The sequence below is a fragment of the Catenulispora sp. GAS73 genome, assembly GCF_041262085.1.
Taxonomy (GTDB): domain Bacteria; phylum Actinomycetota; class Actinomycetes; order Streptomycetales; family Catenulisporaceae; genus Catenulispora.
The window spans coordinates 13,589-34,165 of record NZ_JBGCCM010000003.1; the positions used below are offsets into that span (position 1 = coordinate 13,589).

The 20,577-nt window shown below is 70.1% G+C and carries 16 protein-coding genes; 7 read left to right on the forward strand and 9 right to left on the reverse strand.

What is annotated here, in order from left to right:
- Window positions 1-15 precede the first annotated feature (15 nt).
- Together ABH935_RS05080 and ABH935_RS05085 are read right to left on the reverse strand one after the other, a co-directional pair.
- Window positions 16-1,290, reverse strand: coding sequence for a DUF418 domain-containing protein (locus ABH935_RS05080; RefSeq protein WP_370376583.1), 1,275 nt, complete (start codon window positions 1,288-1,290; stop codon window positions 16-18).
- A 130-nt stretch (window positions 1,291-1,420) separates the two neighbouring features.
- A complete protein-coding gene (locus ABH935_RS05085; RefSeq protein WP_370376584.1) occupies window positions 1,421-3,310 on the reverse strand; it encodes a hypothetical protein in 1,890 nt (629 codons plus the stop codon).
- 176 nt (window positions 3,311-3,486) lie between these two features.
- Here ABH935_RS05085 and ABH935_RS05090 point away from each other — a divergent pair, with 176 nt between their 5' ends.
- Window positions 3,487-4,368, forward strand: a complete 882-nt coding sequence (locus tag ABH935_RS05090) for an LLM class flavin-dependent oxidoreductase (protein ID WP_370376585.1) — start codon at window positions 3,487-3,489, stop codon at window positions 4,366-4,368.
- Window positions 4,369-4,486: 118 nt separating this feature from the next.
- Here ABH935_RS05090 and ABH935_RS05095 read toward each other — a convergent pair whose 3' ends face one another.
- Both ABH935_RS05095 and ABH935_RS05100 read right to left on the reverse strand, forming a co-directional pair.
- Window positions 4,487-4,678 carry a hypothetical protein gene (locus ABH935_RS05095; RefSeq protein ID WP_370376586.1) on the reverse strand — a complete coding sequence of 64 codons (192 nt, stop codon included), beginning with the start codon at window positions 4,676-4,678 and terminating at the stop codon, window positions 4,487-4,489.
- A 62-nt stretch (window positions 4,679-4,740) separates the two neighbouring features.
- A complete protein-coding gene (locus ABH935_RS05100; protein ID WP_370376587.1) occupies window positions 4,741-5,670 on the reverse strand; it encodes a CHAP domain-containing protein in 930 nt (309 codons plus the stop codon).
- Between the two features lie 160 nt (window positions 5,671-5,830).
- On the opposite strand from ABH935_RS05100, the gene ABH935_RS05105 reads away from it, so the two are divergent.
- On the forward strand, window positions 5,831-9,112 hold the full coding sequence (locus ABH935_RS05105) for a tetratricopeptide repeat protein (RefSeq protein ID WP_370376588.1): 3,282 nt from the start codon (window positions 5,831-5,833) through the stop codon (window positions 9,110-9,112).
- 44 nt (window positions 9,113-9,156) lie between these two features.
- On the opposite strand, the gene ABH935_RS05110 is transcribed toward ABH935_RS05105, so the two are convergent.
- From ABH935_RS05110 to ABH935_RS05125, 4 genes are all read right to left on the reverse strand, one after another.
- Window positions 9,157-9,990, reverse strand: coding sequence for a hypothetical protein (locus tag ABH935_RS05110; RefSeq protein ID WP_370376589.1), 834 nt, complete (start codon window positions 9,988-9,990; stop codon window positions 9,157-9,159).
- A gap of 58 nt (window positions 9,991-10,048) precedes the next feature.
- Window positions 10,049-11,260: a DUF4185 domain-containing protein gene (locus ABH935_RS05115; protein WP_370376590.1), complete on the reverse strand. Its 1,212-nt coding sequence runs from the start codon at window positions 11,258-11,260 to the stop codon at window positions 10,049-10,051.
- A 169-nt stretch (window positions 11,261-11,429) separates the two neighbouring features.
- Window positions 11,430-12,197, reverse strand: a complete 768-nt coding sequence (locus tag ABH935_RS05120) for a purine nucleoside permease (RefSeq protein ID WP_370376591.1) — start codon at window positions 12,195-12,197, stop codon at window positions 11,430-11,432.
- A 195-nt stretch (window positions 12,198-12,392) separates the two neighbouring features.
- Complete coding sequence (locus ABH935_RS05125) at window positions 12,393-14,051, reverse strand: protease pro-enzyme activation domain-containing protein (RefSeq protein ID WP_370376592.1); 1,659 nt, start codon at window positions 14,049-14,051, stop codon at window positions 12,393-12,395.
- An 825-nt stretch (window positions 14,052-14,876) separates the two neighbouring features.
- Between ABH935_RS05125 and ABH935_RS05130 the strand changes: the two genes are divergently transcribed.
- From ABH935_RS05130 to ABH935_RS05145, 4 genes are all read left to right on the forward strand, one after another.
- On the forward strand, window positions 14,877-15,716 hold the full coding sequence (locus tag ABH935_RS05130) for a universal stress protein (protein ID WP_370376593.1): 840 nt from the start codon (window positions 14,877-14,879) through the stop codon (window positions 15,714-15,716).
- Between the two features lie 92 nt (window positions 15,717-15,808).
- On the forward strand, window positions 15,809-16,324 hold the full coding sequence (locus tag ABH935_RS05135) for a SigE family RNA polymerase sigma factor (RefSeq protein ID WP_370376594.1): 516 nt from the start codon (window positions 15,809-15,811) through the stop codon (window positions 16,322-16,324).
- Window positions 16,321-17,838 carry a hypothetical protein gene (locus ABH935_RS05140; protein ID WP_370376595.1) on the forward strand — a complete coding sequence of 506 codons (1,518 nt, stop codon included), beginning with the start codon at window positions 16,321-16,323 and terminating at the stop codon, window positions 17,836-17,838. The genes ABH935_RS05135 and ABH935_RS05140 overlap by 4 nt, the downstream gene beginning before the upstream one ends.
- 198 nt (window positions 17,839-18,036) lie before the next feature.
- Window positions 18,037-18,297 (forward strand): phospholipase D-like domain-containing protein, encoded by a 261-nt coding sequence (locus ABH935_RS05145; protein ID WP_370376596.1) that lies wholly within the window; start codon window positions 18,037-18,039, stop codon window positions 18,295-18,297.
- A gap of 119 nt (window positions 18,298-18,416) precedes the next feature.
- Here ABH935_RS05145 and ABH935_RS05150 read toward each other — a convergent pair whose 3' ends face one another.
- Complete coding sequence (locus ABH935_RS05150) at window positions 18,417-19,010, reverse strand: RNA polymerase sigma factor (protein WP_370376597.1); 594 nt, start codon at window positions 19,008-19,010, stop codon at window positions 18,417-18,419.
- A gap of 311 nt (window positions 19,011-19,321) precedes the next feature.
- On the opposite strand from ABH935_RS05150, the gene ABH935_RS05155 reads away from it, so the two are divergent.
- A complete protein-coding gene (locus ABH935_RS05155; RefSeq protein WP_370376598.1) occupies window positions 19,322-19,768 on the forward strand; it encodes a hypothetical protein in 447 nt (148 codons plus the stop codon).
- The last annotated feature ends 809 nt before the right edge of the window (window positions 19,769-20,577 follow it).

Consider the following 20,577-nt stretch of genomic DNA (forward strand, 5'->3'; position numbering starts at 1 on the left):
ACGCGGCCTCAGTTCTTAGACGCGGTCGAGTCGTGCCGCGGGCTTGGTGGCCGCGTTGAGCAGGTACTCCAGCGGCCCGCGCTGAAACCGGCGGGACCACAGGCTTGCGAACACGATGGCCGTCATCATGAACGCGAGCAGCACCCACAGCGGTTCGTCCGATTGGTCGTCGATCCCGAGGACGCTGATGCCGACGAGGTGGCCGACGTAGACCGTCAGGGACATCGTGCCGACGGCGATCACCGGCGTCAGGAGGCGGCGCGCGTGGGGGAGACGGTCGAGGAGCGCGATGCTGCCGACCACGGTGAGGATCGCGACTCCGGTGTTGCCGAGGATCTCGAACGTGGTGCCGCTGTGCGGAGAGGCGACCAGGAGGTTGGCGGTGCTGTCGGTCGGGACGGTGCCGTTTTCCCCGTCGCTGCCGGATACGACGGTGACCATGTCCGTCAGCTGCGGGAAGGTGTGGAGGAGCAGCCAGGACAGGCCGTAGCCGGCAGCGGTGAGGCCGGCGCCGAGGACTGCCAGACGTCTGAGTACGCTCGTGGCGCTCAGGTCGAGGCGGGCCAGCGCCATGCCGGCGATCACGAACGGCATCCACGTCAGCGCCGGATAGCCGCCGGTGAGCAGGAGCGCGATCGGGCCCTCGAAGCGGCCGGTCGTGCCGTCGCCGAGCTCGAAGACGTCGCGCAGCAGGTAGGAGAGCTGCGGTCCGGCCAGCGCCCACGTCACGGCGATGGCCGCGAGCGTGCCTGCTCGCAGGCGAACCAGGGGCAGCGCGAGCAGGAAGTAGACGCCGTAGTAGGCGAGGATGACCTCGACCGGCGTGCCCGACGCGGTCAGCGCTGCCCCGAGGGTCAGGAGGAGCACCGCCCGGATCGCGATCCGTGCCGTGGCCTGCCGCCCCGCCGCCCCGGTCCGTGGCACTCGGCGGCCGGCGATGATCGCCAGTGAGGCGCCGGCCAGGAGTGCGAACAGCGTCGACGCTCTGCCGTGGGACAGGAGCATCAGTGCGCCCTCCGGGCCGCCGACCGACGGATCGGGGCCGACGTGTGCGGCGAACATGCCGAACACGGCGAGGGCGCGGGCCAGGTCGAGGCCGACGAGGCGGGTTGGTGCTGCTGGTGATGGTGCGGTGATCACCTGTTCAGCTTCGTCGGCGCCGGCGGTGCTTGCGGGAGGCTGGAGCGTGTCGATCGGCCGGATGCCGGCGGCCTTGAGGCGGGCGTCAGGTGCGTGGTCGGCCTGATGGGCCTGGTCAGCCTGCTCGGTGCCGGGGGTCGGCTGGATCATGCCAGCCAGCCTCTCCTTCTCGCCGCGCGATCGATACCCGGCTGGTGGCCGGAAATGGCCCGCCGATCGGCTGGTCGCCGCCAGCCGTCGGCGACCGCCCTCTCAAACCCCCAGCCGCCGCCCGAGCGAATCAAGAAGCGTCGAAGATCAGCGACGTGACGTCCCCCGGATCCTGCTTGTTCCAGATCGGGTACAGCGTGGTCGCGGTGCCCCGGTGCTGGTGGCCCGACGAGTCCTCGACCGTGAACACGACGTCCTCGCCGTAGGGGCTGACCTGGCGGTCGAGGATCTTGATCGTGTCGGGGCGCACTGTCCGGTCCAGCGAGATGGCGCGGCCGAAGGCCTCCAGCCCGCCCAGATCCTGGCCGAGGGAGTTCGGGTACACCACGTACGTGCCGTCCTTCTTGTCGCGCTGGTTCCAGCCGAGCTGGTCCGGCGCCAGGGGGCGGAAGCGGAGTTGGTGGACCCAGTCGAAGGTGCCTTCCAGGCCTGCCTTGTCCACGGCCAGTGCGGAGGCCTGGTAGAAGGCCGCGCGCAGCGTCACCCCGGCGCCGGGCTTGGCCAGCGGTCGGATCGCGTAGGGCTGCGTGCCCTGCGCCGCGGCGATCGAGGGGGAGGAGGGTGCGTCGGCCGCCGAGCTCCAGGAGCCTGGGATCGAGATGCCGACCACGATTGCGAACACGGCGCCGCCTGCGAGCAGCTGCGGGCGGTAGCGCTCGTCGCGTGGCAGGTGTAGTCCCAGGAAGCGGCCGGGCGGGGTGGCTGCCAGCGCGGGGATCAGGCCGAAGCGGGCGCGCGTCGTGGCCGGGGCCGTTGTCTCAGGAGTCTCAGGAGTCTTCGGGGCACGGTCCCCGACCAGCAGCGACACCAGCTCGCCGGCGGCTACGGCGGCGGCCGGGAACATGATCATCTCGTAGCGCATGAGGGTGGAGTAGCCGACGCCGGCGGTGATGACGTAGGTCGCGCAGACCGCTCCGAAGAACACCGCCGCGGCGTCCGACTTGATCCGGACCACCACCGCGATGCCGGCTGCGATCAGCAGCGCGTACAGCGTGCGGTCGTTGTGCCACATGTAGGTGCAGGCTTCTTCGGTGACGATCTTCAGGTAGTGGATGAACTGCCTGACCACGCCCCACGTGGTGGTCTGCCCGCGGCTCAGCACCCCGCCGGTGTCCGTCCTGGCCAGCGTCATGCTCACGACCTGCGTCGTCAGCGTCACCGCCGAGGTTACCACCAGCGAACTCAGCCACCGGTTCCGCCATGTCCGCTCCCGCGCCAGCGCCCACAGCCAGCCGGCGCCGGCCATCGCCGGCGCGAGCACGCCGACCTGCCGCGTCAGGGGGATGAACAGCGCCACGATGCCCATCCACGCCAGCTGGGAACGCGCCGCGCGCCGCCCGATGGGGAAGCACGCCACCAGCGCGGCCGTCAGCCCCATCGCCAGGGTGTCGGTACCGGCCCAGGAGAAGCCCCAGATCGGGTTCACCAGGCTGAACGCCCCGGTCACGATCACCGCGACCGCCGGCCCGTACAGCCGCTGCAGCACCCGCGCGATCGCCCACAGGAACAGCACGTCGCCGAGCACCGGGATCATCAGCGACCCGCCGGAGAGCCCCCAAAGCCGGATGAACGGCATCGACAACACCGGATACAGGATCCGGGTCCGGACCAGCTGCCACGTCGGATCGTTGTCGGCGAAGTACCAGGGCGCCAGGTGGGTGCCCGGCGACACCTGCTGCTCAAGCTTGATCGAGGACGGCAGCGAGTGTCCCATGTCCCGCGCCATCATCGTCAGGTAGTACCGGCTGTCCGGCGGATGGTTCCACCCCTGGCGGCCGGTGACGCTGAGCCCCATCGAGGCGATGAACAGCGGGAAGATGAGCAGCAGCACGCCGACCCGCACCCCGAACAGGTCGCGATACACCAGCTGCGTCAGGAGATCCCGGACGGTGCCCCGATGCAGCCGACGTCTCCACGACGCCGTCTCCTCGGTCTCCGCTATGAGGGTGTCTGCGCTCATCCCGCCCCGTCCTGATTTCGCCAAGCGCTATGGCGCCCGCCGGGTGGCGGGCGCGGTACTGACATAGACCGGGTGGGACCTCGAAGAGGTTGTCAGGTTTGGAGAAAGTCGACAGAGCGGATGGCACAGGAGAACGCGCCGTCGCTGACGCCCGTGGTCGGGTAGCGTCCTGCCGCGTGACGAATCTTCGAATCGGTGTCATGTACGACCGTGCCTGGCCCCCGGAGGGGCTGCCGGCCTTCGCCCGCGACGTCGAGGCGCTCGGTGCCGACGACCTGTGGGTCGTCGAAGACCTCGGATGGGGCGGCGGCATCTCGGCGGCGGCGCTCGCGTTGGCGGCGACCTCGCGGCTGCGGGTCGGCCTGGGCATCGCCCCGGCGCCGCTGCGCAATCCGGCGCTGCTGGCGATGGAGACGGCGTTCCTGGCGCGCGTCCACCCCGGCCGGTTCGTCGCCGGTCTCGGGCACGGCGTCACCGAGTGGATGGCGTCGGTCGGGGCCGCTCCCGGCTCGGCGCTGGCCCTCCTCGGCGAGTCGACCGAAGCGCTGCGCGCGTTGCTGCGTGGCGAGCGCGTGCAGACGCAAGGCCGGGAGGTGCGGATCGACGATCTACGGCTGGTGCACCCGCCCGAGGTGGTGCCGCGGGTCGTGCTGGGCGTCGTGCGGCCGCGGTCGCTGGAGCTCGCCGGGCGCCTCGCGGACGGCACGGTGATCGCCGAGGGCAACGGCCCCGCTGATCTGGAGGCGGCGCTCGCGCTGATCCGGAAGGGCGGAGCCGCGCCGGACCATGAGCTGATCGTGTTCGCCTACGCGGCCGTGGCGGACGACGCGAAGCACGCCATGGAGGCGCTGCGCGACAAGGTCGAGGACCAGGCCGGCTGGCTGGGGCGCGCGCCGAGCGAGGTGTTCACCGTCAGCGGGACGCCTGCGGATGCCGCCGCGCGGATCGCGGAGCTTGAGGCGGCCGGCGCGACGAGCGTCGTGCTGCGGTTCAGCGGGGACGAGCCTGTGCAGCAGCTCGGTGCGGTGCTCGCGGCGTTTGCCGACTTCAGGGGCTGAACGGCGCTCGCCCGGCAGTTCGGGGCACGGCGCGCAGTGAGTGCGGCGTGTCGAGTCGGCACGCCAGATATCAGGGATCGATGTCAGTCTCGAAGGCCTCCGCCGCGCTGTGGGGCCCCTATCGCAGCGAGGAGAGCGCCTGCCCGACGCCGTGGATCAGGGTTCTGCTGGTGGCGAGCGCCGCGCGCAGGTCGTCGGCCGACGTAGGGCCCTGATGCTGCGCCAACACGACGCCGAGGATCAGCCGGGTCGTGCCGTCGGCGTCGGCCTGACCATCGCCCTCGGCCAGGCCCGGGTCATCGGCGCGCACCTGGAGTTCGGCGACGCTATCGCTTACGTCGTGCAACCAGCCGAGGGCGTTGCGGCTGTCGATCAGCAGGCCTGGATGTACCAGGCCGGGCCGAAGTCATACGACGTGTTCACGTCACCGGGATTGGTCGCCGTCAAGACGTTGTGGTTCTGGTCCTTGATGTTCGCGACTGCGCCGCCGGTGTTCTGGTTGATATAGGACCCGGGCCCGTTCCAGTTCTGCAGTGCCCAGTCGGCGCCGTTGTTCTGGCAGTTGTAGAAGGAGAACACCGTTCCCGAGTAGTTCGGGCCGGTGTAGATGCAGAAGTGCCCGCTGTGGCAGTCCGAGCCGTCGCCGGCCGCGGTGTTCCAGCAGTCGGCGTTCGACGAGGTGTCGCACCGGCCCATGCCGGAGACCGAGGGACCTCCGCCTCCTCCGCCGCCGTTCGGGGAGACGTAGCCGCTGATGTTCATGCCCCAGTAGGAGCTGTAGCCGACGGTGCCGTCGTAGGTGTTGCTGTTGACCGAGGACGTCGAGGGGTCGTTGGTGACCTCGTTGCCGCCGACGCTCTGGATGGTCCCGTCGGAGTTCACGGCGGTGACCAGGGCGACGTGGTCGGCGTAGCCGGCGCCGTTGTAGTTGAACACCACCGCGTCGCCGACCTGCGGGGTCGAGTGCAGGCCCGAGCCGTACTCGCCGAAGCTGCCGGCCGCCGGGGACAGGCCGGACACGTCGTAGCCGGCCTGGGCCCAGACCCACATCGCGAAGTCGGCGCACCAGTTCTCCGGGGATCCGCCGGCGCCGGTGCAGCTGGTGTAGTAGCCCTGGCCGCCGGCGCTGTTGGTGTCGCAGGCGTGGTCGCCGATGTTCGCGTTCGCGATGGAGACGATGTCGCCGGTCGAGGCGGACGCCGGGCCCGTGGTCAGGGCGAACGAGGACAGCAGCAGCACCAGGGCCGCCATGAGTTTGAGGAGCTTGCTGGACGTTCTCGGGAACGCTGTGGTGAGTCTCACGGCTGTCTTCCTCCTGAGGGGCGCTGAGGACGTTGTGATCCGACTGACACGGTGAGTAGTCTTGCGACAGCACTTCACAATGTGCGCACACTGATTGCACAGCGGGACCGCCCCTGCTGCCGATGAATTCTTGATGTTCCGATCCGCGGGGGATGGACCGATGGATCCCGATATCCGGCTGCTCGGCGGGCTGACCGTCCACCACGGCGGCGAACCGCTCCGCCTCGACGGCCAACGCCGGCTGTGCCTGCTGGCGGTCCTGGTGCTCAACCACGGCCGCACGGTCTCGCGCACCGATCTGGCCGAATGGGCCTGGCCGTCCACGCCGCCGGACACCGTCGACCGGCAGATCGCGAACTATGTCTCAGCCCTGCGAAAGGCCCTGGAGCCGGTCGAGGACCGGATCCGGCTGGTCGCCCGCCGCCCCGGCTACACCGCGCTGCTCGCTCCCGAACTGCTCGACACCAACCGCTTCGGCACGCTACTGAGCCGGGCTCGCGAAGCCCGCGCCGGGCAGGAGCACCAGCTCGCGGCGGAACGGCTGCGCCAGGCGCTGAGCATGTGGCGCGGCCGTCCGCTCGACGGGCTCGACACGCCCTACCTGCGCAACCGTGCCGCCGGGCTGGAGCGTCAGCGGCGGGAGGCGGCGATGCTGCTGGCGGAAATCGAGCTGGAGGCCGGCCGGCCCGCGGAGGCGGCCGCGGTACTGCGGAACGTGGCGGCGGCCCGGCCCGACGACGAAGCCGTCGCCGCGACCCTCATCCGAGCCCTGACACAGGCCGGGCAGACCGACGAGGCGGCCGAGACCGCGACCCGGGCCGACCGATCGCTGCGTTCCCAGGGCCGTACGCCGACGCCCGCGCTGCGCCAGGCGCACAGCGACGCGCTCGCCGGCCGCGTCCCGGTACGGCCCGCCGACCCGCGGCGTCAGCTGCCCGCCGACACCGGCGCGTTCGCCGGCCGGGTCGAGGAGCTGTTCGAGATCGCCCGGCTCGCCAAGCGCGCCGAGGCGGCGCAGACCCCGGGCGCGCCGGTGATCTGCACGATCGACGGGATGGGCGGGATCGGCAAGACGGCGCTGGCTGTGCACGCCGCGCACCTGCTGGCCGACGGGTTCCCGGACGGGCAGCTCTTCCTGGAGTTTCACGCGCATTCGGCGGCCGTTCCGACGCGCACGGCCTTTGACGTCCTGGGCAGCGCCCTGGCCGCGCTCGGGGCCCCGCCGCAGACGGTTCCGAACGAGCTCGACGCCCGCGCGGCCAAGTACCGGGCCATGCTCGCGGGTACCAGGACTCTGATCGTGCTGGACAACGTCGAGGACGAGAACCAAGTCCGACCTCTGATTCCGGCTGGTCCCGGCTGTCTGGTACTCGTCACCAGCCGTCGGCGGCTGAAGGCGCTGGACGACGCCGAGCCGCTGGGCTTGGACGTGCTGCCGGTGGACGACGCTGTCGCGCTGTTCCGTGCCACGGCGGGAGCGGGGCGGACGCCTGCCGACGACGGGCCGCTGGCTGAGGTCGTTCGGATGTGCGGCCGGCTGCCGCTGGCGCTGCGGATCGCCGCCGCGTTGCTGCGGTACCGGCGTAGTTGGCAGATCGAGCACGTCATCAGGGAGCTGAAAGAGGGCGCGGGGGATTTGGACGTCTTCGACGACGGTCAGCGCAGCCTGGCGTCGGTTTTCGAGCTGTCGTATCGGAATCTGACGCCTGTGCGGGAGACGGTGCTGCGTCGGACAGCGCAGGTTCCGGGGCGTGATGTCGATGTTCTCGCCTGCGCGTCGCTGCTCGACGTCGATCCGCGGTCTGCGCGGCGGTTGCTGGGTGATCTGGCAGATCGCAGTCTGCTGATCGAGCCGGTACCGGGGCGGTTCCGGATGCACGATCTGATGCGCAGCTATGTGCTGTCTCGAACCGAGGCGGATGGCGAGGACGAGCGCGCGCGGGACCGTTTGTTCGACTACTACCAGCATGCCGCCCAACGTGCCGATTGCCAGATCAGGACTCTGCCGTCGCTCTACATCGCGCCGATGGGGGCTTATGCGCCTCGCCACCAACCCCTGATCGAGGATCGCGAAGCCGCGCAGGCGTGGATGGCCAGGGAGATGGAGAATCTGATTGCTGTAGCCCGCCACAGCGGCCACGCGATCGCACTGTCGGCTGCCCTGGCCACCCACTTGTACTCGCACGGCCCCTGGGCTCTGGCCCTCGAACTTCATTCCGCAGCCGTCGGCCTCGCGCGCCGAAGTGCCGACGTCCCGGCCCTGGCCTGCGCGCTCACCGACCTGGGCAGGGCGCGGCGGCTGTGCGGCGACTATCCGGGCGCCGTCGAGGCGCATCGGGAGGCACTGCTTCTCTATCAGGGGTCGGATAACTCCATCGCCGAAGCCTTGGTCCTGACCGAGCTGAGCCGGGCCTGGCAACTCGTCGGCGACCATCTCGCCGCCGGGGACGCCGAGGACGCCAGCGCCCGGGCTTTGGAACTCTCCCAGCGGCTGGGCGATCTTCCCGGCCAGGCCAGGGCGTTGAACGAGGTCGGGCGGGTCCGTCGGCTCGCGGGGGACTACGCTGCGGCGGCCGATGCTTGCACCCAGGCGTACCGGCTCTACAGGCGCCTGAACGATACGTCGGGCCAGGCCGAGGTTCTGACCCAGCTGGGCGCGATCCGGCATCTGACCTGCGACTACCACGGTGCGACCGCCGCGTTCACCGAGGCCCTGGACCTGTGGCGGCGGCTGGACGGTGTGCTCGGGCAAGCCAATGCCCTGACATCGCTGGGCATCGTGCAACGACGGACCGGGGATTTGCGCGGCGCGCGCGACAGCATCACGCGCGCACTGCGGATCTACCGGCGGTTGGACAGCCCGCTCGGGCAGGCCGGCGCCTTGACCGAGTTGGGACGCCTGCGGTGCCTGGCCGACGATCACCTCGGTGCCGAGGAAGTCCTGACTCAGGCGCTGGACCTGTACCGGCTCCTCGGTCATGCGACCGCTCAGGCCACGGTCACGGCCGAGCTGGGCACCGTGCGGCGCCTCGTCGGCGACCACGCGGGCGCCGTGGCGGCCACCGGCGAGGCGCTGCGGATCCTGCGGGACTCCGGCGGTCGCGGCGAGGAAGCGTGGGCCCTCAATCAGCATGCCGCCGCGCTGAACGCTGCGGGCCGTGTCGAGGAGGCGCTGGCGGTCTACGGTCGGGCGCTGATCATGACGCGGGAGGTCGGGCAGACCGACGATCAGGCGGCGGCCTTTGAAGGCGTCGGCGACATTCTGCTGCGGCACGGCAGGGCGGAGGAGGGCGGAGCGAACCTTCGTCGAGCGCTGAGTATCTATCTGCGGCTGGGGCTCCCGGCGGATGCTCGACGTGTCCGGAATCGCTATGGCGCGGCGGTCGTCCAGGACGAGGGGCCGGTTGAGGTCTTTCTGGAGTACGAGATAGTCGTGCGCTGATCAGCCGCGTCGCGATCCCCGCTCAGGGGATCGCGACGCGGATTTCAGCTGGTCCGGGCGCGGGCGAAGTCCTTGCGCTTGATCTTCGCGCGGCGGCCGTCGGGGTGGTGGAAGACGACGCCTTCGGCGGGGTGCCCCGGGGCGTAGCGGGATTCCAGGGACGCCAGCCAGTCGTGCAGTTCGGCGTAGGTGCGCGGTGCGTTCTCGTAGTCCGGGATGGTCAGGTTGAACGGGACGCAGATGTGTTCTTCGAGCCCCAAGGGGTTGCCCTGGATGCGGGGGCCGAGCGCCTCGACGCTGTGTTCGCCGTCCGGCCAGGAGGTGACGACGGTGTTGGCGGCGGCTTCGCGCAGCCATTTGTCCTCGGCGCCGTGCTCGTCCGTGTCGACGTACCAGCCGTCGACGATGCCGGCGGCCTTCTGTGCCTTCGTCGGGTTGCGGCGCTTCTCGACGCGGACGATCGTGCCGGAGCGGACGGTCAGCCGGGCGTTGGTGCCGTCCAGCTTCTCCGTGGCGCGGCCGGCGCCGGCGAACACCCACTCGCAGTCGGCGCGCGGCTTGTCGACCACGTGGAATCGGTCGTCGCGCTCGAAAATCGTCGGGATCTTCTCCATGACTGTGGCCCCCTTGCGGACGTGCGTCAGCAACTCCTCGGCGTCCACGACTCCGTGGACGAGTCCGGCCGCCAGCGAGCGCACCAGGTCGGCGACGGGCACCCCGGCGTCGGCCGCGACCGACTTGAGGGCGTCCTTCTCCTCCGGCGCGACCCAGGCGACCAGCCGCGACCACCCCGGCGGCGGGCTCCACACGGCGAGCCGGTCAGGGTCCTTGCGCGGGCGGCCGCGGCGCGGTGCGGGTTCCGGTGGCGGTTCGGACATGGGTCGATGGTGGCCTTGATTTTCTGTTGTGTCAACAGAAATTCGAGAAGCAGCCGGGTCATGGGTTGATGCCGTCGAACTGCAGCACCCGATACGGCTGCGGCGTGTTCCCGGGCCACTGCGAGACGATGAGCGTCAGTGAGTTGGCGCTCGCGCTGCCGGGGTGGATGTAGCCGCCGTAGAGGTTCGTGACCTGGGGTTTGCCCCAGTAGCTGGGGTAGCGGTAGTCGCCGACGATTTGGGGCTGCGGGTCCGACCAGGGGCCTTCGGGTCTCGGCGCGGTGCGGGTGGAGATCGCGTAGTTGCCGACGTCGAAGTAGCTCATGCAGTAGGTGCCGTTGATGTTCTTCACTGAGAACTCGCCGAGGTTGCTGCCTGCCGGGAACAGGGGGGTCGGATAGGCGTCGGAGGTCCACGTCCAGTTCCCGTTGACGTAGGCCCAGTTCTGTTGGTTCTGCCAGGCGCCGTTGCGGAAGTTGTCCTGGGTGAAGCGGAACAGTTGGATCAGGCCCTGGTCCGCGCTGTTGTTGTGGCTGCCGTTCCAGCGCTTGGAGTAGACGTAGAGGTAGCCGTCGGCGTCGATACCGGCGAAGGACCACATTCCGTACAGCGACTCGTTGCCGCCGGTGCGGTCGCCGGGCCAGTGGTAGCCGTAGTCGCTCCAGGTGACGCCGTAGTCGTCGGAGTAAGCGATGCCGGAGCACACCGAGCCGTCGTAGCCGGCCGGCGGGCCCCAGGTGAAGACCGAGGTGTACTGGATGTAGGTGCGGCCGCCGAACTCGATGCAGTCGTTGGGGATGCGGCTCTGCTCGACGTCGCCGAGGCCGTTGTTCGCGCCGTGCGTGTAGTCGAACGTCTGGCGGGCCTGCCCGGCGGTCGGCATCGCCCAGGTGAAGGAGATCGGGTTCGCCCCGCTGCTGTCGAACGTCGCCTGGTTCAGCATCACCGGCGAGCCGATGTAGGTGTTGGCGTCGCCCTGGTTGGGGCCGCTGTAGGAGTCGCCGAAGACGTAGCCCCAGGTGCCATCGTGCTGCCGGAGGTAGGGGATGCCCAGGTCCCCGCAGCCGAGCCCCTGCTGGCTGGCGGAGTCGCCTCCAGCGTTCTGACACAGCGGCGTCCCGGTCTGGCCGATGCCGTTGGTGGCGTACGCGGGCGCGGCGGCGCCGACGCCCGCGCCGAGACCGAGCCCGGCGCCCAGCGTCAGGCCGGTCCCGGCCTTGAGGAGTGTGCGCCGGCTGAAGCCGCGGCCGCTCAGTGATGGTTCAGACATTCTCAACCCTCTTGTTCATCGGGGTAAGGATGCGACGACTGTCACAGGCGGGAGTCTTGAGTCGGCGGTTCACAATCCGCGCACAGTGATCGCACAATCGATGGCACGGGGCCGGGTCGGCGAACGTCCCGGCCACACCGGTCACACCGCGGCGGGTTAAGGCGGCGGTTTACAGCGGCGCGCCGGCCCAGCGTGCCGGGACGCCGTGCTGCCAGGCGTCCCAGTTCGCGATGATCTCGCCGGCGAGGCGCGATCCGACGCGCCAGACGTTCTCGGCGGCCAGGGTCCAGCCGACGTCCTGGGTGAACGCCGACTCGGCGGCTTTGCCGGGTGCGGCGCGGTCGAAGTTCGCGTCGGCGCGGAGCACCGCCACACGCGAGAGGTCCGCGAGCCCGGCCTGCGCCGCGCGGTCGAGGGTCACCAGGGTCGCGTTGTCCTCCATCTGCGTCACCGCGTACCGGCCGCGGCGGTCGGTGTAGTCGTTCACCCAGCTGGTGGCTCGCGCGCCGAGCTGGTGCCCGGACCAGAAGACGCTCGTGGTCAGCGACGATCCGGACAGTAGCGCAGGGCCCTGAGCTCCGGCGCCCGCGTAGTCGGTGCGCAGAGCGGCGACCGCCGGATCGTCGGCCAGGTCCACGCCGGCGCCGATCGAGGACGCCGCCTGCCGCAGGGACTCGTCCAGCCGGTACACCTCGCCGGGCACGCGCAGCTCCGGCGGCTTGCCCGGCGCGCTCGCGCCGAGCGGCACGAATCCGTGCGGCCAGCCGGCCGGGATCTCCCGGGCGTCCAGCTCGTGCGCGTAGCCGCCGTGGACCGCGAAGTCCGCGCACACCACCGATCCGATCGTGCCGACGGCCGGGTCGATCCCGGCGATGCCCGCGATCAGCACGTACGCCTGCGACAGGTCGAAGAGCCCTGACAGCGCCAGCGCCGCCACTGCCGGACCTGCCGGGCCTGCCGGACCATCGCCATCCCGCCTTCGCCTCGCGCCACACTTCAGGGCGACGATTAGCGAGGCGGCCGGTGGCGGGCCGCACCTGACGCGCGTTGGTCCCGGTCGGCGAACTCTGCCGACCGGGACCAACGCACGTCAGTGAAGGGATCCAGCGTTGAGTTCTACAGCTTCACAGGCTTACAACTTCGTGGCGATGAACTGCGCCGCGTTGTACGACCCCCAGCCGGTCACCTCGTCGTAGCCGACGCCGGCGCTGTAGCCGCCGTTGTTCCCGCTCTTGATGTCGTGGAAATCAGTGTTGTAGAGCGAGCTGCGCGCGACGCTGTAGATGAAGCTGTTCGCGTAGCCGAACTTCGCCTTCCCGGCCTTGACCGCCGCCGTGTCGTAGTCGGCGACGAACGCGGCCCAGTTCGGCGCGGCGGCGCTGGTGCCCCACACGTCGGTCCAGCTGCCGTCGGCGTCGATGTACCACGGACTGGCGTCGCCGCCGGCGGCGGAGACGTCCGGCACCTCGCGGTGGCCGCTGCTGTTCACCGGCGCCTGGAACGAGGGCGTGGACCACTTGTCGGACTGGCCGCCGCCGCTGCCGGACCAGCCGGTCTCGCTGCTCCAGGCGTTGGAGGAGGAGACGGTCAGGTCGGTGCCGCCGACACCGGACACGTACTGGTCCGAGGCCGGGTAGTCGACGGACAGCGACGAGCCGTCGTCCGTGGCGCCGTTGTCGCCGGAGGCGGCGAAGATGGACTGGCCCTGCGCTGCGGCCTCCTTGAAGTCCGCGTCGTCGGAGGTGAGGTTGTTCTCCTGGTTCTCCGGCTCGCCCCAGCTCGTGGAGATCACCGGGACGTCGGCGCTGACCAGGGCCGCATACAGCGCGACCTCGCCGGCGTCGCTGTTCGGCGCCTCGTAGACCTTCACGTTCGCCTTGGGGGCCAAGGCGTTGGCGACCTCGATGTCGAGCTCGTCCTCCACCGAGCCCGAGGTGTCGGTGGTGCCGCCGGCCACGTTCACCACGGTGGCCGCCGGGGCGCCGAGGCTGTACTTGGAGTTGTACGCCGCCACCGCCGAGGACGAGTACGCCGAGAACTCCACCAGGCCGATGGTCTGGCCCGAGCCGTTGTCGCCGGAGGCGAGCGGCCCGGTGAGGTTGTAGCCGCCGCGCGCCTTGGTCGGCGTGAGGACGGTGCCGGCGTGCGGCGCCGCCTGGGTTCCGGCGGCGTGGTTGTCGATGTGGTAGCTCGGAGTCCGCTTCGAGGCGTTGGACAGCCCGGCCACGCTGGAGACGACCGAGGCGATGTCCGCCGGCAGCGTGGGCGCGGCGGTGTTGGCGTAGACGTCGCGACCGCCGGTCCGCCAGGTGCCCAGCTCCACGCCGAACGCCTTCTCCGCCTGCGCGGCGGTGCCGCTGACGGCGAGGGTCTGGTGGTTGGCGGTCACCAGGCCGACCGACAGTCCCTGGCTGCGCAGGTACTTGGTGACCTGCGCGATCTGTGCGTCGCCGGCCCCGTAGGCCGCCGCGTACTGCGCGACGGTCATGTAGTGCTTGTACTGCGGTGAGGCGGGGTCGGACACCTGACGCAGGAACGCGTCGAGGCCGGCCTGGTTGCGGGGCGTCAGGCTGACTTCGAGGGTGATCGGCGTGTTCGCCGCGACCGATCCGGTCCGGACGGCGTCGGACGCCAGGTGCGGCGCGGCGGCGGTGCCCGACAGCGCGGTCCGGGCCGCGGCCGGGGTCGCCGCGTGCGCGACCGGGAGGGCGAGCACGAAGACCGGCAGCGGTGCGGCGAGCGCGCCGAGCGTCCGCCGTATTCGCCGGTTGACAGTGGTGGAGACAGGCATGGGCCATTCCTTGGGTTGGTGGGGGAGAATGCTGTGTTCGTGTCTTGAAAAGCCCTGAAATCAGGGTTCTACAATCAAACAGACGGTTGGTCCGGAGCGCGCGGATCGGCACCCTCTACTCGCGCCATGGGAGGAGGGTGTGCTGAAGGGGAGCGCCTAACGCGCGGCGGGGATCAACGGCAACACGAACAGGACCACACGCGACCGAGGTCGATGTGGGATCGGGATACGAGCCGGATCCGCTTCACGTTCTCATGATTATCAGAGCACGATGAAAGGGTCAACTACGCCTTTGTCGTCGAATAGTGCGGCATCCGAAGCATCCGCGACAATCGCGCGCTCGGCGAGCTTGGCCGTCACACAGCACCTGTCGACCGCACCTCAGTTCGGTCCGCCGGCTCCGCGTACACCCATCGTCCGCAGCGGCCGGCGCGGATCGCGAGAACGGCGCGCCCGGTTTCCGTCACCGCCGTCCGGCCGACCTCGCTCGCGCGGCAGAACGTGCCTGCGCGCACCACGTCCCGGTCCGGCGTGCGGGGGAGTGGGACGTGTGCCGATGCGGGCGCCGGTGCTTGCTCGGCGACGATGTCGCCGCCGAGGGTCTGGGCCCGCTGCCGTCCGATGCGGAGCCTCAACTTCATTGCGTTCCCCTGATCTCCTGTCGTTCCGCGACGGTGCGGCGCGGTGAGTACGCCATTTGATCAACAGCCGTATTTGTTAGGACGAAGCATCGTGGCCAGTCGGGGTGTGTTCACCCTTTTGGCGCTACGGAGAGCCGGAGTGCCTGCCCTTGCCGGTCGCGCGGGCTGAGGAGAAGATCGAGTCATGCGGTCCGGTGTCGTCGTCGGGTACGAGCAGACGCCGCCCGGCGAGCGGGCGCTCGCTGAGGCGGCCCGGGAGGCGGATCGGCGCGGGGCCGTGCTCACGGTCGTGCACGCGCTGCATCACGAGCCGTCCGAGGCCTCAGAGGAGCCTCCCGCGCCCGACATCGCCGAGCAAGGCGCCGACCGAGTCCGCTCCAGCCACCCCGGCCTGACCGTCGAAGCCCGGACCGTCGCCGGTCCCGTCCCCGCCGTCCTGGCCGACCAGTCCTCCGAGGCGGAACTGCTGGTGGTCGGGCATCACGGCCACGGCGGGTACAACGGCCTCCACCTCGGCTCGGTCGCCCTGCGCGCGGTGGCGCGGGCCGCGTGCCCGTCGCTGGTCGTGCGGGGCTCGGAGCATCGGACGCGGGGGACCGTGGTCGCAGCCGTGGACGTCGGGCACACCGCGGAGGAGATCGTTGAGGTCGCTTTCGCCGAGGCGGCCCTGCGCGGGGCGCGGCTGAAGGTCGTCAGCGCGATGGAGGCCTTCTGGGCTCGCGTCTACGTCGGCGACGACGGACCGCTCGGCCGCGCGCCGAGCCCAGCCGCGCAGCGTGCGGAGGAGGCGCTGCGACAGCTGCTGAAGCCGTGGTCGGCCAGGTATCCCCACGTCGAGACAGATCACGAACTCATCGAAGGCTCGCCGACGGCCTTCCTCACCGGCGCGACGACCTACGCCGACCTCATCGTCGTCGGCGCGCACCGGGGCACCGACCAGCGCCCGGGCGTACGCGTCGGCCCGGTCGCCGAGACTCTGCTGCTGCACTCCGACTGCCCGGTCGCGGTCGTCCCGCACGACTGAACCGCCGAGCCCGACCGACGGCCGGGCAACCCGATCGCGCCCCACCCACGTCGATACGACGGCAATCGGGTTTCCAGGAAGGGCAGGGGTGGATGCGGGGTCCGGACGAGGCGGAGTTCGACGAACTCGTCGCCGGGCGTGCGCACGCATTGCGGCGCACCGCCTACTTGTTGTGCGGTGACTGGCACCAGGCCGAGGACCTGGTGCAGGTCACCTTCATGAAGCTGCACGCCTCCTGGCAGCGGGTCCGGCGGCAGGAGGCTTTCGACGCCTACCTGCGCAAGACGCTCCTGCGCGCGTGCATCGACGAGAAGCGGCGCGCGCGGTGGCGGCGTGAGGCGCCCACCGCCGTGCTGCCGGAGGTCGTCGCGTCCGGGCCGGAGCCGGACGGGGTGCGGGACGTGCTGGTCGGCGGGCTGCGGCAGCTGCCTCCCCGGCAGCGCGCGACGCTCGTCCTGCGCTATTTCGAGGACCTGAGTGTGGAGGAGACCGCGCGCCTGCTCGGGTGTTCGCCCGGAACGGTGAAGAGCCAGACGTCGAAGGGCCTGACGAGTCTGCGCGCGATCGTGGACCCGGCCCTGCTCGCCCGGACGGAGGAGCTGGCATGAACAGCGGAGCTCGGATGAACGACCAGGACTGGATGCACGACATCCTCGCCCGATCGAGCCGCGAGCCGGAGCCGGCGTGGAGTCCGGACAAGGCGACGATCGCGGCCGGCGGCCGGCGCCGGCGGCGGCTGCGGGCCGTCTCGGTCGGCGGCGGCGCGGTCGGCGCGCTGGCGGTGACGGCGGCGGTGGTGATCGGGCTCGGCGGGATCGTCGGCGGGGCATCGGCCGGGCCGGGGCCGGGGACGCCCAAGTCGACGAGCGTGTTCGACTACGCGGCGATCTCCGTGAGCGGCTCCGGCAAGGGGCCTTCGAACGTCCTGCCGGTCTCGGCCGTGGACAAGATGTCGGGGCTGATCGACGTCCTGGACCCCGCGCACGAGCACCTGCGGAGCATGGCCTCCGGCTCCGGATACCCCCTTCCGCGCTACCGGACGGTCGCCGACGGGAGCTCGTCGGTCAAGGACGTCACGACGATCACCGCCACGTCGGTCTACACGACCGACGGCAAGGTGCCGGCGGCCGGGTCGAAGGCGCCGAACGGCAGCGTCTCGATCATGGTCGCCGCGACCTCGGACCAGTTGGGGCGGAACGTGTACAACGAGCCGGACGTCAGCCGGGACAATATTCCGTGCGGCTACGCGTTGCCGGACGCGTTCCAGTCCACGCCGCCCGCGCATACGCCGCACTGGTCGAAGTGCACCTCGACGCAACTTCCCGACGGCTCGAAGGTGGACAGCTCCTCGACGCCGGACGGCGACGGCACGGTGTCCGCGGCGATCCGGGAGTATCCGAACAACGGGGGCGGGATCGCTGTCGTCTGGACCGACTACGCGAGTTGGAAGACGACGCTCGGGGCGGACGTGGCGCTGATGGACCGGACGCCGGATCCGTCGGCGGTGCTGAAGCCGAACCCGTTCGACGAGCAGGAGTTGGCGGTCGTGCTGTCGGACCCGTCGCTCGGGCCGACGAGCAAGCCGAAGGCGGCCGGCGGCGGTCCGAAGCAGTTCCTGAAGACCATCGACCTGGGAGCCGACGCGACGTACGACCCGGCGTCGTCGAGCGGCGGCACCGGCGACCTGCCGATGGACAACGGCTGCGACTACAAGGACATCAACCCGCTGGCGAAGCAGGGGCGGATGGCGACGTACACCGTGACCGCGCCCGGCGCGAAGAAGGTCGTGGTCTCGGAACTGGAGTACCCGCTGCCGGCGGGGACCGGGCCGAGTACCCTGGCCACGGCGCGCAGCCAGGCCAAGGGCGGCTGCGACCAGCACGGCTCGCTGTACTCGAAGGACACGGCCAAGGACCTCCCGAAGGGGATCGGCGACGAGGCGTTCGTCGAGACCGGAGTCGGGACCGGCGCGGTGACGACGTGGATGCGGTTCGGCGACACGATCCTGCGGATCGACGTCACCCAGGGCCAGGCGATGCCGGACCTGTCGGCGCCGGCGGACCAGGCGTGGTTGGTGGAGGTCGCCATGGCGGCTGCTGCGCATTGGACTGCTAAGGATTGAGGACGGCTTGCGAGCCCGAGCGCGCTTCGGCATGCCCGGGCGCTCTCGTGCAGCGACATCACCCCGAGCGACGGCGACAACCTGCTCTGGTCGCCCACCGACTCGCAGTCCCGGCTGCTGTCGGCGATCAACGGCGCGAGCTCGACGCTGGACGTCGAGGAGGAGGAGCTCAGCGACTCGGCGCTGGTCAACGCGGTCGTGGCCAAGGCCCAGGCTGGCGTCGCCGTGCGCGTCGTGGTCGAGGACCCGTCGTCCTGGAGCAGCGCGGTCAACGAGATCAAGAACGCCGGCGGCTCGTACGGCCAGTCCGACGCGGCCGTCGAGGTCGGCTCGATGAACTGGACCTCGAACTCGCTGAGCAACAACCGCGAGCTCGGCATCATCCTGACCGACACCGGCGTCGAGAACACCATAGAGAACCAGTTCAGCTCGGACTACTCCGGCGGGACCGCGCAGTAAGCGCCACAAGCAGTAAGCGCCACAAGCGCAGAAACCGCGGTGACCCTCGCCGCGTTCGCGACCGCCGATCGGCGGCAGCGAACGCGGCGAGCCCGTTTCACCGAAAGAATCCGCGATCGTCAGTGCACGTACTCATCCTCCGCCCCGAGCCCCAGCCCGATCCGCAGCCGCAGCGCCTTCAACCCGCGGTGCACGGCCATCCGCACCGCGCTGGGCTGCTTGCGCAGAATCTGGCCGGCCGTCACGGCGTCCAGACCGAGCACGACGCACAGCAGCACGGCCGCGGCCTGCGTGCGAGGCAACTCCCGCAGCAGCGCCAACGCACGTGCGGTCTGCATCGACTCGGCGGCGTCGTGCTCGGTGTCGGTCCTACTGGGCCGGTGCGGGATCGCGTCCGGCGGCAGCGGGATGGAAGGACGGCTGCGCCGGTATCGCAGATGGCTGATGGCCTGGTTGCGCGCGATGGTGGTGGACCAGCTCCGGAAGTCGCCGCGGGCCTGATGGTAGCTGGCCAGCGCGCGATGGATGCGGATCCAGGTCTCGGAGGCGACGTCCTCGGCGTCGGCGTCGCCGACCAGGGCGCGCAGATAGCCCAGGATGCGCGGTGCGTGGGTGTCGTAAAGGGCGCGGAAGGATTCTGAATCCCCGCGTTGGGCGCTGATGACGATGTCTTGGTGGCAGAAGACGTCGCCGTCAGCCCGGGAGGCAGTCATCGGGCTGAATGGTCAGCCGCTGCTGTGTCCATGGCATGACTTCAGTACTGGCCCTTTAGTTCGAGTGGGCAAACCGCTGCAGTTGGTTCCTTGGTGGTTTCTTTACTCGCGGTTGATCATCTCTTGATCTTTGTGCGGCTGCTTGGGGCGCTGGTGGCGCGTGGTGCTGTCATGCTCGGCCGCTGGTAAGAGGGCTGATGTTATGCGGGCGGGGGGCGGCGCGTAGTTGTAGGTGGTGGTGTTGGTTCATCGCTGCTGTCGAATACGCGGGGGGGCGTCAGGACCTGGACATTCGCTGGAGGGGAGCCGGGATGGAGCGAGTAGAACCCTCGCCGCATTACCTGCGGTACTGGGACCTCACCGAGAAGGAAGAAACAGGGGGCGACGCCATCAGCGCCGCCGAGGTGGTAGCCACGGCGGACGCAGTCGCGGCGAGCTATCGGGAGCAGGACTTTGGCTCCTACCCGGGGCTGACGCTGCAGCGCGCGGCGGGCACCCCGGCGGACTCCTTGGGGATCTGCGTGGCGCCGTTCGGCTGGGCGCTCATTCACACGGATGAGGGCTTTGCCCAGATGATCACGCACAGCGACAGGCCGCTGGACGGGACCGACCAGCAGGTGTGGTTCGAGGACATCTTGGAGATCGGCACGGTGTGCTTCATCGACCGGGGACTGGCTGTCGAGGCGATCGGGACCTGGATGGCCTGCGGGGGGTTGCTGGCAGCTGCCGGGTTCACCGACGACCTGTTCGCGGCCTGACGGGTTAGGGCTAGGGGCTACCGGGCCGCCGGCCCGCTGCTGATGGCGGTGCTGGTGGCGGGCGGGTGTTGCTTGGTGTTGGTGTTGGTGTTGGTGTTGGTGTCGGTGCTGGTGTCGGTGCGTTGTCGGGTGTGCGGTTGGGTTGTGGGTCTACAGGCGATTTTTACGGCTTCGCACAGGGGCTGATGGCCTCGCACGGGGACGCAGTTCGGTTGAGCGCAGCAGGTTGCGCTGGCGGCCGCCGGCAGTGGCGTTGGTGTCGGTGGCGCGTGCTATATCTATCGATAAGGGGCGATAATGTCCTAACAAAATGCCGCCAAACACGACCGCGCGACGGTTCAGGTCTCTGCGGCGTCGCGTTGGCGGCTGGCGGTTTGCGCGTGCAAGACCACGCGCCGGTCCGAGTCACTGCGCATGTCGTAGGCGGCAATCGTCGTGCGTGGTGGGTGCCTTGAGGCCTCCGGCGGGCGCTCTACAGCGAGGGGGCGACCCGCGCGTCCGGCGCTTCGGCGGCGGCCCGCGACTGGTCGGCTTTCTATCCGCTGTTGCCTGCGTCGCGTGGTTCGGTGGCGGTGTTGCTTGTGGTCGCCAGGTTCTGGGTCCCTCGCCGCGTCGTCGCCGTAAACGGAACCAGCCCGGTCTGGCGGAATCAAGCCGCACCCCTGTTGCTGTGGTCGCCCTCCGTTCGGCTTGACACCGCCAAACCGGGCAGGTTGGCAGAGCCCGCCGACGCGGCGAGGGACCCAGAACCAACACCCCGCATGGTCCGGTCGGACACGACTCGGCACGTGGCTGGCCCTGGTGGCTCC